The following is a 16,268-nucleotide window of genomic DNA, read 5'->3' as shown; positions in this document are numbered from 1 at the left end:
TGACTTTGAAGTACATGACGTAACTCTGACATTTATCTAGGGATACAGTTCGGCTATCATAGACGAGTGAAGGCCCATCCGCTCCGGTCTTGCGAAGTCTGATTACACAAAAAAGCGCAGATGCCTTATGAGCATCCACGCTTCTTCAGTTGGCAGCAAGTTACTGCTGCTTGTCCTCTGCAATCTCTAACAAATCCTTAATCGCAACACTGACCATAATCAGTCCGGCTACCGGAGGCACAAATGAGTTACTCGCAGGTGGCTGTTTAGCCTTACGAATTTCCGGAGCATTCTCGGGAACGATTTTTTGTGTTACGTCCTCACGAGGTTTCATCGGCTTTTCAGTCGAGAAGACCACTTTCACACCTTTTTTGATGCCGTCTTTGCGAAGTGTCGTACGTACAACACGGGCAATCGGGTCCATGGTCGTTTTCGAAATATCCGCAACCTGGAATTTCGTTGGGTCCATTTTATTCGCCGCACCCATGCTGGAGATCATCGGAATTTTACGTTTCAGGCACTCTTTAATGAGATGGATTTTGTAGATAATCGTGTCGGATGCATCCAGCACATAATCCAGTTCATATTTGAACAATTCCTCATACGTCTCTTCCGTGTAAAACATATTCAGGGCAATCGCATCACATTCCGGATTGATCAGTTTCACACGTTCCACCATCAGGTCGGCTTTTTTCTGCCCTACTGTCGTGGTCAGCGCATGAATCTGGCGGTTAATATTGGTGATGTCCACTACGTCTTTATCAATCAGGATGATTCGCCCAACGCCGCTACGGGCAAGAGCTTCTACAGCAATTCCACCTACCCCGCCAATACCGAGTACAGCGACTGTACTATTCTTCAATGCGTCCAGACCTTCAGGTCCGATCGCAAGTTCTGTTCTTGAAAATTGATGGAGCATTGAGAATCGATGCCTCCTTTATTTCTTTTCCGCTACCGGTTTACGGGCTACGCGGATATGAAGTTGTTCCAATTGCGAGTCATCCACTTCAGAAGGTGCATTCATGAGCAGATCCGTTGCACTTGCCGTTTTCGGGAAGGCAATCGTTTCACGCAGATTTGTGCGACCCGCCAGCAACATCACCAAACGGTCCAGACCAAAGGCAATACCACCATGCGGTGGAGTTCCATATTCGAATGCTTCCAACAGATAGCCGAATTTCTCATTCGCTACTTCTGGTGAGAGTCCAAGGGCAGCAAACATTTTCTCCTGAACATCACGTTTATAGATACGCATCGAACCGCCACCTACTTCATAACCATTGAGAACAAGGTCATAGGCTTGAGCGCGGATTGCACCCGGATCAGTGTCGAAGAGATGTACATCTTCATCTTTTGGACGTGTGAACGGATGGTGTTCTGCCACATAACGTTTCGCATCTTCATCATATCCAAGGAGTGGGAAGTCCACAACCCAAGCAAATTTGAATTTGCTATCATCAATCAATCCAAGTTGACGGCCGATTTTCAGACGCAATGCGCCCAGAACGTCAGCAACCACTTTTTTGGTGTCTGCGGAGAAGAGCAGCAAGTCGCCATCTTCAGCACCAGTACGTTCTTTGACAGCTTCGATTTCTTCAGGCGTGAAGAACTTCACGATTGGCCCTTTGAACTCGCCGTCTTTCACTTGAATCCAAGCCAGACCTTTTGCACCGTAACGTGCAGCAAATGGTCCGAGATCATCGATCTCTTTACGGCTCCATGTGCCACAGCCTTTAGCGTTCAGCACTTTCACTTCTCCACCTTTTTCGATGACAGAAGCAAATACTTTTACACCACTGTTTGCTACAATATCGTTCATTTCAACCAGTTCCATACCAAAGCGCAAATCTGGTTTGTCTGAACCGTATTTACCCATTGCATCTGCATACGTAATCCGTTGGAAAGGCAGTTCCAGCTCAATACCTTTGGTTTCACGCAGTAATTTGGCCATCAGTTCTTCCATCATTGGCAACAGGTCATCCTGTTGCAGGAAAGAAGTCTCGATGTCGACTTGAGTGAATTCTGGTTGACGGTCTGCACGCAGATCCTCATCCCGGAAACAACGAGCGATCTGATAGTAACGCTCAAGTCCGCCGACCATCAGCAATTGTTTGTAAATTTGCGGTGATTGCGGCAAGGCGAAGAATTCACCTTCATGCACACGACTCGGTACGAGATAATCACGCGCACCTTCCGGGGAGCTCTTCGTCAAAATCGGTGTTTCCACTTCAACGAACTCTTCTCCATCCAGGTAGTCACGGAACACTTTGGATGCTTTGGAACGCAATTTCAGTGTTTCGAACATTTCCGGACGACGCAGGTCCAGGTAACGATATTTCAAACGAAGGGATTCATCAACTTCGACACCATCTTCAATGAAGAATGGAGGTGTTTTTGCTGCATTCAGCACTTCGATTTCTGTGATTTGAACTTCAATTTCGCCTGTAGGCAGGTTTTTGTTAACTGTTTCTGCATCACGTTTAACAACTTTACCCGTTACAGCGATAACATACTCGCTACGTACGCGATCTGCGATTTGCAGAGCTTCACCGGAATAAGCCGGGTTAAAGACAACTTGTACAATCCCGCTGCGGTCACGCAGATCGATAAAGAGTACGCCCCCCAGGTCACGGCGGGTTTGAACCCAACCGTTCAATGTTACTGTTTCACCGATGTGTGCGGGTGTTAATGCGCCGCAATGATGACTTCTTTTCATAACCAAACTCCTCATTATGTGAATTTCCGTTCTGTATGGGCAGTTAGTACCTGCTCTTCAACAGCCCGGTTACGTGTAGACCATGTATTCGAAAAGGCATGTTACCTCTGGCTCGCCAACTTCCAATTCGTTGGAATCGTCGGTGAACCTCAGTAATTTTGCCGGATCAATTGTGTTACTCGAAAGTTTAAATCTTCATGTCACACTTCGAGCTTATTTACCTTCGCGAATTGCCGCTACCAGATCATCAAGCTTCACGGTTTGTTGCTCACCCGTATCCATCGACTTGAGGGCGATCTCACCACGCTCTAGCTCGTCATCACCAAGGATGGCGGTATAGCGGGATTTGAAACGGTCAGCTGATTTCATCTGCGCTTTCATCTTGCGGCCCAGATAATCACGTTCACCAGACAGTCCAGACTGACGAAGTTTGAACAACAGACGGTTCACTTCACGATCAGCAGCCTCTCCCAGAGCAACAAAGTACACATCCAGTGGAGCGAGCGTAGTAACCTCAATATTTTGGTGCTCCAGAATCAGTTGAATACGTTCCAGACCAATACCGAAGCCGATGCCCGGCTGATCAGGTCCACCGATATCTCCAACCAGTCCATTGTATCGACCACCGCCACCAACGGTATCAATCGCTCCAATACCTTGGGCTTTTAATTCAAACGCAGTCAGGGTGTAATAATCCAAGCCCCGTACCAGACGATTGTTCACAGCATAATCCACTTCGAAATCATCCAGGTATGCCTGCAGCTTGGCAAAGTGATTCAAAGACTCTTCATCCAGGCTATCCAGTATGGACGGTGCCCCTACGAATTTGTCCTGATCGACTTTGCAGTCGAGTACACGCAGCGGATTACGCTCCATGCGGGACTGACAATCCTTGCACAGGCTGTCTTTCATCGGTCTGAGGAACCCAAGTAACGTCTCACGGTATTCTGCACGGCTGGTCGAATTACCAACGGAGTTGATCTCCACTTTAACATCCTTCAAACCGAGCTCTACACACAACTGGTAGCCCAGTGCGATGACTTCGGCATCAATCGCCGGGTCCAGCGCACCGATGGCTTCTACACCAAACTGGTGGAACTGACGCTGACGGCCTGCCTGCGGACGCTCATACCTGAACATTGGACCGATGTAATAGAGCTTGCTCACATCCGGTTCGCCGTAGATTTTATTTTCTACATACGCACGGACAACACCCGCTGTTCCCTCCGGACGAAGAGTCATGCTGCGATTGCCTTTGTCATCAAAGGTATACATTTCTTTTTCAACGATATCGGTAGTCTCTCCTACACCGCGTACAAATAAAGAAGTCTGTTCGAAGATCGGTGTACGAATCTCGCGGTAATTAAACCGTCGACACAGATCTCGTGCTTTTTCTTCTACGTACTGCCATTTCTCGACAACTCCAGGCAGTAAGTCCTGCGTTCCAGTCGGTTTTTGAAAAGCCATCTTGATCCCTCCAGCATTGATTTTTTCTCTACAGTTAATCCAAAAATGTTACACCTGGTCACTCCGACTGTAGTACCATCTTTCGATCGCTGTTATCCCCAGATTCTTTGATTTAGTTTTCTATGTGAAAATCCGGGGATAGCATATGCTTCCGATGCAGCTTTCTATCAGAAAGCTTTCAGGCGAACGCTTCGCTTCTACAGATTGGTTCTACAATCTCCGTTATGGTATAGGTGTTAAAATCAACTTATATAACAAAAAAATCCCTCGCCCTGTCGCTGTGTATACAGCAAACAAAGGGACGAGAGATTGTGTAATATACATTCACCCGTGGTACCACCCACATTTCGGAAACCTGACACTATAGCCGTTCAGGTGATCTCTGGTGATTCAGGATTGCCTAGTGCATCCTGATCAAGCAGATATTCCGCTCTACGTGTAACGCACGTCCTGCGCAGGCCGGCTACTGGTCAACAGATCATGTCTGTTATGTTCGCCGTCTGTTCTCGGGGAAGTCATTCGTCCGCTCATCAAGAGAATCCTTACAGCCTGGGGATTCCTCTCTGGTCATGTGGGCACGGAGTACTTGGTCCCGTCATCAAATCAGTAATATAGTTCAAAAAACGACTTGTATTGACTACAGTCAACGTATTATTTTCTGATTGTAATGAACCGCAGTGCTAAAGTCAAGGGTTAACATGAAAAGATAGCACAAAAAATTTAATCACACTGACGAAAAAAGAATGGGCCAAAGCTCAACAACTGATAAATGCCAAACGGGCGGCCGCCTGCGCACGCAAAAATGGGCCAAAGTATTTCCTAAGATGAAAGGTGCCAGCGAGCATTAGGTGCTGCAAGTGGCCGTACCCATAACAGGGGGCAGGGGGAAGACTTCTCCCTGCCGGCCACTCTGATACCGCTCCTTGGTGCATAAAAAGTGAGGGTTGTTCCATCCAGCGCCTCACTTTTAATACGATTAAATTCAGGGTTTGATCGGTAAGGTGTAGTAATCAAAAGCTTTATCAAGCAGGGCGCTAGCTTCTTGGCGAATCAACGTTTGTGTGGACCGGAAATCAACAGTCTGGTTCGAATTAATCTTCGTATCCGGGTCTACAATGCCTTGAGAAACAAGCGCAGCGATAGCATCAACCGCCCATGAATCTGTTTTGCCGATCAGTTTAACATTCGTTCCAGGCGCTGCATGCTTCAGATTTTGAATCATAACTGCCGCCATTTGTCTTGTAATCAAGGACTTTGGTTGATAATGGGGGATTCCGGCTATCATCCGTTTCTTATTTTCACGGAATTCATCCGGAAACGTATGCATGCCATGGGCGCGCAGCAATACGTCCGCAAATTCTCCCTGTGTCATCTTTCCTTTAGGATCAAAGCGATTACCTGATTTGGCTCCCATAATGTCTAAGCTGTTTAGATTATCAATATACGATTTATATACACTGCCATTGGGCACATCGGAGAATCCTGTTTTCATCTTTACTTTTTGGGCATGCGCAACGAAATCCATTCCTTGGGGATTCGTATAATAGAAATAGGTGATATCACCGGATTTATCTTTCTTGAATGCCATTTTATTACCGGCTTCATCTTCAAATAGAAGCGGATGAACCATTCTCAGCGTATGTTTGCCGGTAGTCCCCGTTTCCATCAACAAATTCCCATCCGCATAAGAAATTTTAGTCCTTACTCCATATAAACGCGTGTTTCTGTATAATCCAACGTAAGCTTGGGCGGTTTGTTTGCTTATTTTTGAATAGGTGGATGGCTGTGTTTTTACAGTCTTAGGAAAATAGTGATTCATAAATGCCTCGTACACACCTAAACTCATCATTGAATCGTTATTATAAGACAAGTAAAAGGCAGTATTCTTCTCTGGCAAGATGGCAATTAACGAGGAATGACCCGGAACATTTCCTCCCTTGAGTATTACATGCTGACCGTTCATGACATTGTTGAAATACCCTTCGAATCCAACGGTTGTGATAGGAATTGTAGGATCAGCGTAAAATTGATAGGTTTGCATCAAATCTACGCTTTGTTTGCTGACGATTTCCTTGCCTTCAAATTCTCCTTTGTTTAAATGCATAATCAAGTACTTAGCCATGTCTTCACCTGTTGAAGTCATACTTCCCTCAGGCTTCACGGAAGGCGCAGTTCCCATTGTCGGCTGAAGCTCACCGCTCGGTCCATAGTGTGCAGCCATATTGGATAGTACCTCAGGAGTTAATCTAACACTGGTCTTGTCCATTCCTAATGGTTTGAATATATTTTTCTCCATATATTGAGAATAAGGCATGCCGCTCACGTTCTCTACTGCATATCCCGCCAACATAAAGCCAAAATTGTCATACGTATAAACTTCTCCCGGAGGTCTTACCACAGTAGGCATATTCTTATGGAGATACCCCTTCATTGAAATGTCCTTATTCAAATACTCCACCGAATAATCAGTGACGATATCCGGCAAGTCAACCCCGCTCGTATAGGTAAGCAGATCAAACATCGTCAGCGGTTTTCCGGTTTTGTTTGGTACCTTCATTCCACCGAGATATTCTTGGATGTCATGCTTAAGATCAATTTTCCCTTGATCGACAAGCTGCATAGCCGCCAATGCTGTAAAAGACTTGGTAACAGATCCAATTTGGAAAACAGTATCTTTATCAACGGGTATCTTCTTTTCTCTATCTGCATAACCGTACCCTTTACTTAAAAGCACTTTCCCGTCCTTAACGACTACAAAATTGGAGCCCACGGTATTGAATTCCTTCATCTTATCCGCAAATACAGCGTTAGCGAACGCCTCTACTTCCTTTGAATCTTTTGGCCCTTCCAAGCTGACTTTCTCTATTGATTTCTGATTTGATGCAGCTACACCATTAGCAGCTGTACATGCTGTTACGATACTTGCAGATAATAGTAGAACTGCAAGACTGGCATTGCGAATTGCTTTTTTCATGGTTCCTCTCCCTTTATCATATTTGCCTATGACCACTAGGCCTACCCGAGTATTGCAAATTTCCTGTCATACGAACAAGTTGCATTTCGTCACCATCTTCTCTGGGTTCTCTAATCATGTCACATGACATTTTCACACTGGATGAAGTGACACGAGAATCGGTATGATACGTCTATTACATTGAAGGGACGATGGAACATTCATGAATAAAACGATCCGTTGCTTTTTCCAAAATGGGTACTTCTTACTGCTCACTTTTGCTACAGGATTATTTTACTTTTGCTTTTACTTGGTTACTCTGACATTAGGCATAGGCCTTTCTTTTACAGTCGCAGGCATTCCCCTGCTCACACAAGTATTGCGAACCACGCTAACCTTCGTGCAATTCGAACGTATACAAACGAAGATTTATACCGATATCACCACTCAGCCTTACGAACGGAGTATAAGAACAGACCAACCTTTATGGGCGCAAGCTAAAGAGGAACTTATGGATACACGTAACTGGGTCGCGATCTGTTGGTTGATGTTGAAGTTATGGATTGGTCTTCTATGTCTCCTATGTGCTTCTTTGCTCTGCGTAATGCCTCTTTTGTTAGTGCTAACTCCGCTGTTTTTTCCTATCTTTGATATCCATCTTTTCGGGATACAGATAGATACCTTCATGAAATCACTTCTTATTATGGCTATGGGAGTTGTTTTTGCTTTTATTAGTTCTGGGCTATTAAACGTTCTGGTTCGTCTAATTGGCGGCTATACGCGTCAAATGACAAAAAGGTTAAACCGATAGTTTCTGTGTTACAATTTACACTTGTCAAAACGTACTTGAGAAATTATCGTTTAATCGATTCATAATTGTAAGTAAAAAGATATAGAAGACTTTAGTAAGGAGAGAGTAACTTGTTTGAAACGGTAAAACAGTGGTTCTGGTATGACTGGATCATGTTCATATTTCGGCTTATTTTAAGTATTTCTCTCATGTTCACAACCGTACAGTTTCATGCTCAGATCTCCCTGCCGCTTTGGGCTTTGATTGTTTGGCAGATTTTCGCTTTTTCCGTTCCCTGGCTTTGTTTACAGCTCAGCTATAAATATTATCTGCTTACAGAAATTATTTTTTCGGGCGGACTATGCTTGTATTTAACATATTTTTTTCCGGAAGCTTATCTCGCGTTTCTGACCTATGCTTTTCTGATTGCGGTGAATAGCGCTCATAAATCCTATCGTTGGACAGGGCCCGTAACAATCCTGCTCTTGCCGATTTTGATTAATGTATTATCCAATCAGAGCAATTATTGGGTCATGATGATCCATATCGGACTCGCTTATGCCATTGGGTTTGCCTTTCATTTGCTGGTGGTCAATCATCGACAGAGTGAACTCATCCGGGAACAGAATACGGTTCTACAACAGTATTTTTCCCAAATTGAACGTATCACGCTAGCCGAAGAACGTGACCGGCTGTCCAAGGATCTCCACGATACTGTCGGACATTCCTATACTTCTATCATCATGGGGTTAGAAACATTGCGTCCTGAACTTTCTACAGAGGCAGGGAAACAGAATGTCAGTTCTTTGTTGAATCTAGCCCGCAGAAGTCTAAAAGAAATTAGAGGATACTTGCATCAGGTAGAGTCCCCGCAGGAGATCCAGCCGATGCTTCAATCATTGCAGCAATTAGTTGAAGATTTTCAAGCACAAACAAAAGTAAACGTTCATTTCCGATCTTTTGGAGAAGAATACCCATTACCCAAAATGGCCAAGATGGTCTTCTATCGTTGTTTGCAGGAATCGTTAACTAACGCCGTACGACATGGGGAGTCCACGGAAATCACCGCTACGCTAAAATTTGAGCAGCGTCAAGCTAGACTGGAAATACAGGACAATGGTAAAGGAATGGAAGAATGGCAGGATGGCTTTGGCTTGAACGCGATGAAAGAACGCGCCATGAATCTACAAGGGCAAGTGTCCGTTTATTCCGAGCCTGGGGAAGGAACGCTCGTGACTTGCACATTGCCAAGACAAGTGGAATTATCGGATGAGATTATTCGCTTACTGATCGTGGATGACCAAGCCTTCATTCGGGAAAGCCTACGGACCATTCTGGAGGGGCACAAGGATCTGAACGTGGTCGGATTGTCTGAGGATGGCTTACAAGCCATTGAAAGCTGTGAGCAGGATCAGCCCCAGGTGATACTCTTGGATTTGGACATGCCCAATATGGATGGAATTTCAGCTACCAAAATCATTAAACAAAAATGGCCGCACATTCGAATTCTAATTCTAACCACGTTTCAGGATACTGAACAGGCCCTAGAAGTTCTGCGAAGTGGAGCAGATGGCTACTTATTGAAATCTATTGAACCCCGTGAACTTGCTGAAACGATTCGTCTTGTCTATCGCGGGGGTACACTGATTGATCAAGAGATGTCGCATAAATTGTTTGAGAAGCTCGAAATGGACAACACTGGAACCGGAGTATTGAAACCAAAAAAAACGGAGAACTTCGGCCTGACTTCAAGGGAAATGGAAATATTACAGCTTGTTTGCAAAGGTCTACGCTATAAAACCATTGCCGCCAAATTATATTTATCTGATGGCACAGTGAGGAATTATGCCTCCACTGTCTATATGAAATTGGGCGTTCGTAACCGGGAAGAAGCTGTACAAAAGGCAATAGAAGCTGGATTCCTCGAATGAATTCCAACTTCTATTGCCTTCTTATATCTCTATTGTTTCAGCATCCACTTCAGCAGATCAGGCATGCTCGCCCATAGACGGGAGTGCATAATGACATATTCAATCGCTTCGTTGGAGTCGCCCATTCCAACAAAGTCAGGGAGGTTATGCGGCAGCCGTTGCAAACCCAGCAGGTAATCCGGCACATGCTTGTTCATCCCCCGAGCCACACTGTACAGCTTGTCGAGCTGGGAGGTGATCCCATTCTTCTTATACTCCAGAATGATCTGGTCATAGGCAAAGGCAGTTGATGCGCCACCTTTTCCATACTTAGTCATCAATTGTTCTGCCTGCTCCAATTGGTTGCTGTACAAATACACAGCAGCGAGCAGGTAACGTGCTCCGGTATTGTCTTCCGTATTAAGTTCCAGCATATGCTCCAGGGTTTGTGCCGCTTCTTGGGTATTTCCACCAAACCAGCAAGATTCCGCGTAGCTTTTGCATATCCGGATATATGGGCGAGTCTCTTGAAGCCCCCAGAAGTCTCCTTTGTTCTTCTCAAAAAACTGCTCACCCAGTTCGCGTTCACCAGCAGCGATTCCAGCCTTGAGGTACGCCCGTGCATCTGACTCATTGTCCGATTCCTCAGCCAGAATAAGATATGCATCCGAGATGTCGGGATACACCTCCAGCACCGTTTTCGCCAGTTGTACTCTGCGTTTGGCAGAACTGGCTTCCCTCGCCTTATGTAGCAGAGCCTCCGCTTTGTCCTTCGGTGTGCCTGGACCGTTCAGCACCATTAGCTCGTCCGTTTCGCCGCCCATTCCGTATTCTTCAATGTAACTGAACATCTCATTGACCTTCCGGGAGATCGTACCTGTCGTTACCTCATATTTACTGGCCATTTCAGCTTTTGAGACATTGAAGCCGTACTCCTCGGACAGCAAATACTCAATTGCAGCACAGAAGGAGCCTGTCTTCTTCACAGTGGGGCGGGTCTGGCGTGAATAACCGTTCCATAACATCAGAGCTTCCAAAATGAGCTCTCCCTCGTATTGGTTCCGCATGTTCTCAATCAGCTCCAGGGCCAGCTGTTCGTGAGCCTGATGTTCCCATTTCAGTTCTTGCGTTACCATCCTATTCAGTTTGGTCAGAGTCAGCTTGCGCTCAGGCTGAACTGTAACTTCTTGGACAGGCTGCTCCGTTGATATCAGGCGCAGTATAGATTCTGCGGGTGAGGACTCCTTATTCAGACAACATTTCTTATATTTTTTCCCACTTCCGCATGGGCATGACTCATTTCTTCCAACCTTACTCAAAACTAATTCCCCCTTAAATCTGTCACTAGCCAGTTGTATGAGAACACAGTTGCATTAACATTTAGGTGCCATTTCTCGTACCAGGCATTCTATATAACTTACAATTTCCAGCGAGCAGAACGGGTACCCCGCCCTTGTATAAGGACGGGGGGCGTTTCTGCGAGTATTAGAAGGAATAAAGACTGACCTGAAACTCCTTTTATACTGTTCCTGTGGAATAAGACGGATTTCTCTGGCGTTGTGTTCCTCATGCACACTGTCGTTGATTTGCATTCGCCTGAGCCCAAACGTTAAATGCTTGATGTACCATCCAATGAAGCTTAACTATGAAACAACTGGCTTTAATATATTCGAATCCATTCCTCTATTCTAGCATATTTATATAAAGGGGTAAGCTTTACACAAAACATATACATTTTCATCCAAAAAAATAGCCTGCACACGGTGTGCAGGCTCAAAAGATATATAAAAAAAGGGGGTCATGTGTGTTATTATAAGCCCACTATGTTAAAGGCTTATGTAACTAATATTACAGTAATATTACAAAAATGATAGCGCTTTATATTCTAATTTTTTTAGAATATTTATAATTAAAAGCCCTTGCACATTACTCGACTCTGTAGTCAAGCAGTGCAAGGGCAAAGAGGTATCTACACGTTAATTCAAATCTTCCACATAGGCATGGTTGGAACGAAGCTTATGAACAATTTCGTCATAATCCTCATCCCTTACTTTGGCAGACAGAACATAGTGCAGATCATCATAATCGGCCGAAGACACATCCGCCGCTTGCAGCAGGTCTCCATCCTCATTCACTCTGTCACGAGTATCCCGTTCTGCATCACGGTCCACATTGGCTACCACAGGGATCACATTTTCGCTGGCTGGAACACCAGGGGCTGCACCTACACCCATTGCTCCGTTGGTACCTACGCCACCTGCTGTATTATATGGCACCAGTGGTACCATAACACGCGTGTCTCTACCTATCGCACTATCGAGTTGACCTACTTCCAAATGCTCTGTACGGAACGTCTGAAGTGAAGTTCTTGCTCCCTCCGCCTCGTCTTCGGTTCGAAAATACGCCTGAATATGTTTTGTCATGTCAAACCCTCCTTTTTCGAAATGAAATGCAACGTGAAGTTTCGTAACCCCACGATGTAACGTAGTTAAGATACATCAATATATGTCAGTTGCACTAGCTGTAGTTATATAACTTTTAGCAGTTCACGTACAAACGCTGGCTCATCTTCAGGCGTACGGGATGTAATATAGTTTCCATCCACAACTGCCTCATGATCCTTGAACTCTGCTCCTGCGTTTACCATGTCATCCTTAAGTGGTGGATAGGATGTAATGGTGCGGCCTTTCAACAGACCGGCACTAGCCAAAATTTGCGGACCATGACAGATCGCAGCAATTGGTTTCTTCGCACTGTTGATCTCAGTGACAAACTTCAAGATGTGCGCATCAGTTCGCAAATTCTCAGGGGATGATCCACCAGGAATCACAACTGCATCATAATCTGAAGCGGATGCATCACCAATCGCCTTATCTGTCGTATAGGAGGCCTTTCCTCCTTTACCTTTAAGGGTCTCACCGGCTTTTAATCCGATAATCTCCACTTCATGTCCAGCTTTCTTTACTTCGTCATACGGGACCTGCATCTCCGAATCTTCAAAGTCATTCGCCAATAAAAAAGCAACTTTACTCATAATGTATGTTCTCCTTTCCGTGTTCGAACTTTCTTTATAAAATCGGGTCTTGCAGTACATTGGCACTTCGTTGTGCCTCGTTTTGTTATTACCCTCACCAGAGCAATTTATAACAATTCAATGTAATTTCATTTTGTAACGAAGTCATCAAACGAACACTTAAAAAGATCATCTCATGACAAAAAGTCCTGATTCGGTAAGGAATCAGGACTTTTTCAGAATCTGTATAATCCAAATATCGAATAATTATATACCTGTGTAAACATTCAAGATCGCGGAAGATGACTTTGCTTCCCTTTGTCCGAATCCTGAAGTGCCCAGATCGTTGCAACATACTCAGCAGCCGAACGGGCAAGGTGCAATGATTCATACAGGTTGCCAGGGAGTAACAGAGGTTCTGAACGGGTACGTGTTTCTTTCGCAGATTGGCGCATAATTGGATGGATGCTCCTTTGATCATGAAATAGTCATCAACGAATTATCCCTCATTATGGCCTGAACCCTATGAAATTATGCACGTGGTTCCTGACGAACCGGACTTTCAAGCATCAAAGTCACGGGTCCCCAGTTGGTAAATGTTACATCCATCATCGCTCCGAAACGCCCGGTTTCCACCTGAATACCTTTATCCCGTAGCAGTTGATTAAACGTTTCATATAACAGTTCTGCCGCTTCAGGTCGGGCCGCAGCCGCAAAGCTCGGGCGCTTTCCTTTGCGACAATCTCCGTACAGGGTAAACTGGGAAACAGACAATACAGCACCGCCTACATCAAGCAGGCTGAGATTCATCTTCTCCTGATCATCCTCAAATATCCGCAACCCACTAACTTTGTCAGCCAGATACTGGGCATCCTTCTCGGTGTCCTCATGGGTAATGCCTACGAGCAGCATTAATCCGGATTCGATCTTACCTGTCAGCTCGTCTCCCACAGTCACCTGAGCCTCTTTACAGCGTTGTACAAGCACCCTCATCTTACAGGCTCCTTACTGCATAATCCGATGCACTGAATAGACATCTTTCACACGTTTGATCCGTTCTACAACGGATTGCAGATGATCCGTATTACGAATCAGAATTGTGACGTGCACCAATGCTAATTTATTTTTATCTGTCCGTCCTGTAACGGCAGATATATTGGTTTTACTTTCAGATACAGCCTGAAGCACCTCATTGAGCAAGCCATTCCGATCATGGCCTGTAATCTCAATATCCACACTGTAACTTGCTTCGATATTCTCTTCCCACTCGACCTCTATAACACGTGCTGCTTCTTCACCGTCTGCACTTGTAGGAATATTCGGACAGTCACTACGGTGCACGGAAACGCCGCGTCCGCGTGTAACGTATCCGATAATGTCATCTCCAGGTACAGGATTACAGCATCGTGCGAATCGAACAAGCAGATTATCGATGCCTTTGACACGAATACCGTTGGTTGGTCGATTTCTGCGCTCAGGCGCAGGTTTCAGCTCGCGCATCTCGGAATTTAATTCCAGCAAACTGGATTCTTCCTGCTCTTTACGCAGTTTTTCGGTTGCTTTGGTTACAATCTGTGCAGCAGTAATCCCACCGAATCCAACAGCCGCAAGCATGTCCTCAATATCATTAAACGCATATTTTTTGGCAGCTTCCATCAACTTGTCATCCGTCATCCACGCAGAAGGATCAAGCCCCATGCGTTTCAGTTCACGCTCACAGCTCTCCCGACCTTTTTCAACGTTTTCTTCACGGCGTTCCTTCTTGAACCATTGCTTGATCTTCGCTCGTGCATGAGAAGATTTCGCAATTTTCATCCAGTCCTGGCTCGGTCCGTAAGAGTGTTTGGACGTCAATATTTCGATGATATCACCTGTCTTCAGATGATAATCAAGCGGAACAATCCGACCGTTTACTTTGGCACCAATGGTCCGATTACCAACCTCCGTATGAATTCGATAAGCAAAATCCAAAGGAACAGAGCCGATCGGCAATTCGATGACTTCTCCTTTTGGTGTAAATACAAATACCAGATCCGAGAAGAAATCCATTTTGAGTGACTCTACGAATTCTGAAGCATCCTGTGCTTCGTTTTGAAGTTCAAGAATTTCACGGAAGAACGTAATCTTATCTTCGAATTGCGGACCTGCTGCTGCGCCTTCCTTATATGCCCAGTGAGCAGCAATACCAAATTCAGCAGTCCGGTGCATATCCCATGTCCGAATCTGTACTTCCGTTGGTTCGCCATTGGGACCAACTACCGTTGTATGCAGCGATTGATACATGTTCGCCTTCGGCATCGCAATGTAGTCTTTGAAGCGTCCAGGCATCGGTTTCCATAGCGTGTGTATAATTCCCAGGGTAGCATAACAATCCTTGATATTATCCACAATAATACGAATGGCAAGCAGATCATAAATTTCGTTAAACTGCTTGTTTTTGGTGGTCATTTTCTTGAACACGCTGTAGATATGTTTCGGGCGGCCCGAAAGGTCTGCCTGAATGCCCATCTCATCGAGTTTGTTCGTAATTCCGTCCATAACCGTATCAATATATTGCTCACGTTCGGCACGCTTTTTGTGCATCAGGTTTGCAATACGGTAATATTGCTGCGGATTCAAATAACGGAGGGCGATGTCCTCCATTTCCCATTTGATCGCAGAGATACCCAGACGGTTCGCAATCGGACAGAAAATTTCCAGCGTCTCATATGAAATTCGGCGCTGGCTTTCTTCCGACTGAAACTTGAGTGTCCGCATATTATGCAGACGGTCAGCTAATTTGATCACGATGACACGGATGTCCTGCGCCATGGCGATGAACATTTTGCGGTAGTTCTCGTTCTGCTGTTCTTCCTTGGAGCGGAACTGAATACGTTCCAGCTTCGTCAAGCCGTCAACAAGCATGGCACACGTATTGCCGAAATGATTGCGGATCTCTTCAAGTGAGACCGTAGTATCCTCTACTACATCATGAAGAAGCGCTGCTATTATGGAGATGGTGTCCATCTGCATGTTCACAACAATGTCGGCAACCGCAAGCGGATGCAGAATATACGGTTCTCCCGATTTTCGCGTCTGTCCATGGTGGGCCTGATCAGCAAATTCGTAAGCTTCTCGTATGCGCACCAGATCGGGTTCTTTGATATATGCCCCGGCCTTCTCGAGTAATTGCTCTATGCCCATTCTGATCTGTTCCGTGTCCTTTCTATACCAAATGGAACCCGTGACAGTGCTGCAACACAGGTTCCCCGTAAAAGTAATTTCCTATAATTATGACGCTTCGCCCGTTTCCCGTCAACTGCTGACGAATAAGAGCGCTTATCCAATTTTTATATTGGTGATCTGAATTACTTCTAACCCATTTCCCTATGACTCACAGGGGATTGGATGTGTTTCTTATTTCTTATGTATTATTGCCG

Annotated in this window: 12 protein-coding genes; 2 read left to right on the top strand and 10 right to left on the bottom strand. The window is 45.2% G+C overall.

Features of this window, described 5'->3' with window-relative positions; genetic code table 11:
* Positions 1–160: 160 nt before the first annotated feature.
* The 4 genes from FE296_RS07190 to FE296_RS07175 form a co-directional block, all read right to left on the bottom strand.
* A complete protein-coding gene (locus FE296_RS07190) occupies positions 161–919 on the bottom strand; it encodes a tRNA threonylcarbamoyladenosine dehydratase (protein WP_150364593.1) in 759 nt (252 codons plus the stop codon).
* Between the two features lie 18 nt (positions 920–937).
* On the bottom strand, positions 938–2,716 hold the full coding sequence (gene aspS / locus FE296_RS07185) for an aspartate--tRNA ligase (RefSeq protein WP_091027644.1): 1,779 nt from the start codon (positions 2,714–2,716) through the stop codon (positions 938–940).
* Positions 2,717–2,929: 213 nt separating this feature from the next.
* Positions 2,930–4,183, bottom strand: a complete 1,254-nt coding sequence (hisS, locus tag FE296_RS07180) for a histidine--tRNA ligase (protein WP_150364592.1) — start codon at positions 4,181–4,183, stop codon at positions 2,930–2,932.
* A 982-nt stretch (positions 4,184–5,165) separates the two neighbouring features.
* Entirely contained in the window at positions 5,166–7,157 is a 1,992-nt protein-coding gene (locus FE296_RS07175; protein ID WP_150364591.1) for a serine hydrolase domain-containing protein, read from the bottom strand.
* 202 nt (positions 7,158–7,359) lie between these two features.
* Here FE296_RS07175 and FE296_RS07170 point away from each other — a divergent pair, with 202 nt between their 5' ends.
* Positions 7,360–7,947: a sensor domain-containing protein gene (locus tag FE296_RS07170; protein ID WP_124115606.1), complete on the top strand. Its 588-nt coding sequence runs from the start codon at positions 7,360–7,362 to the stop codon at positions 7,945–7,947.
* 110 nt (positions 7,948–8,057) lie between these two features.
* The gene (locus FE296_RS07165) at positions 8,058–9,857 is read left to right on the top strand and encodes a helix-turn-helix transcriptional regulator (protein ID WP_190945069.1); all 1,800 of its coding nucleotides are present in this window, start codon (positions 8,058–8,060) and stop codon (positions 9,855–9,857) included.
* A gap of 29 nt (positions 9,858–9,886) precedes the next feature.
* Here FE296_RS07165 and FE296_RS07160 read toward each other — a convergent pair whose 3' ends face one another.
* The 6 genes from FE296_RS07160 to FE296_RS07140 all read right to left on the bottom strand — a co-directional run bounded on the left by FE296_RS07160 (position 9,887) and on the right by FE296_RS07140 (position 16,032).
* Entirely contained in the window at positions 9,887–11,155 is a 1,269-nt protein-coding gene (locus tag FE296_RS07160) for a tetratricopeptide repeat protein (protein WP_150364590.1), read from the bottom strand.
* 657 nt (positions 11,156–11,812) lie between these two features.
* Positions 11,813–12,259, bottom strand: a complete 447-nt coding sequence (locus FE296_RS07155; protein WP_091020461.1) for a hypothetical protein — start codon at positions 12,257–12,259, stop codon at positions 11,813–11,815.
* Between the two features lie 104 nt (positions 12,260–12,363).
* Complete coding sequence (locus tag FE296_RS07150; RefSeq protein ID WP_105601829.1) at positions 12,364–12,870, bottom strand: type 1 glutamine amidotransferase domain-containing protein; 507 nt, start codon at positions 12,868–12,870, stop codon at positions 12,364–12,366.
* A 266-nt stretch (positions 12,871–13,136) separates the two neighbouring features.
* Positions 13,137–13,304, bottom strand: a complete 168-nt coding sequence (locus FE296_RS32665; RefSeq protein WP_017686784.1) for a hypothetical protein — start codon at positions 13,302–13,304, stop codon at positions 13,137–13,139.
* Between the two features lie 76 nt (positions 13,305–13,380).
* On the bottom strand, positions 13,381–13,842 hold the full coding sequence (gene dtd, locus FE296_RS07145; protein ID WP_127551050.1) for a D-aminoacyl-tRNA deacylase: 462 nt from the start codon (positions 13,840–13,842) through the stop codon (positions 13,381–13,383).
* Between the two features lie 12 nt (positions 13,843–13,854).
* Positions 13,855–16,032 carry a RelA/SpoT family protein gene (locus FE296_RS07140; RefSeq protein WP_150364589.1) on the bottom strand — a complete coding sequence of 726 codons (2,178 nt, stop codon included), beginning with the start codon at positions 16,030–16,032 and terminating at the stop codon, positions 13,855–13,857.
* Positions 16,033–16,268: the final 236 nt, after the last annotated feature.

This window comes from Paenibacillus sp. UASWS1643, assembly GCF_008693195.1.
GTDB classification, from domain to species: Bacteria; Bacillota; Bacilli; order Paenibacillales; family Paenibacillaceae; genus Paenibacillus; species Paenibacillus amylolyticus_B.
This window is presented reverse-complemented; position numbering and strand designations above follow the sequence as displayed.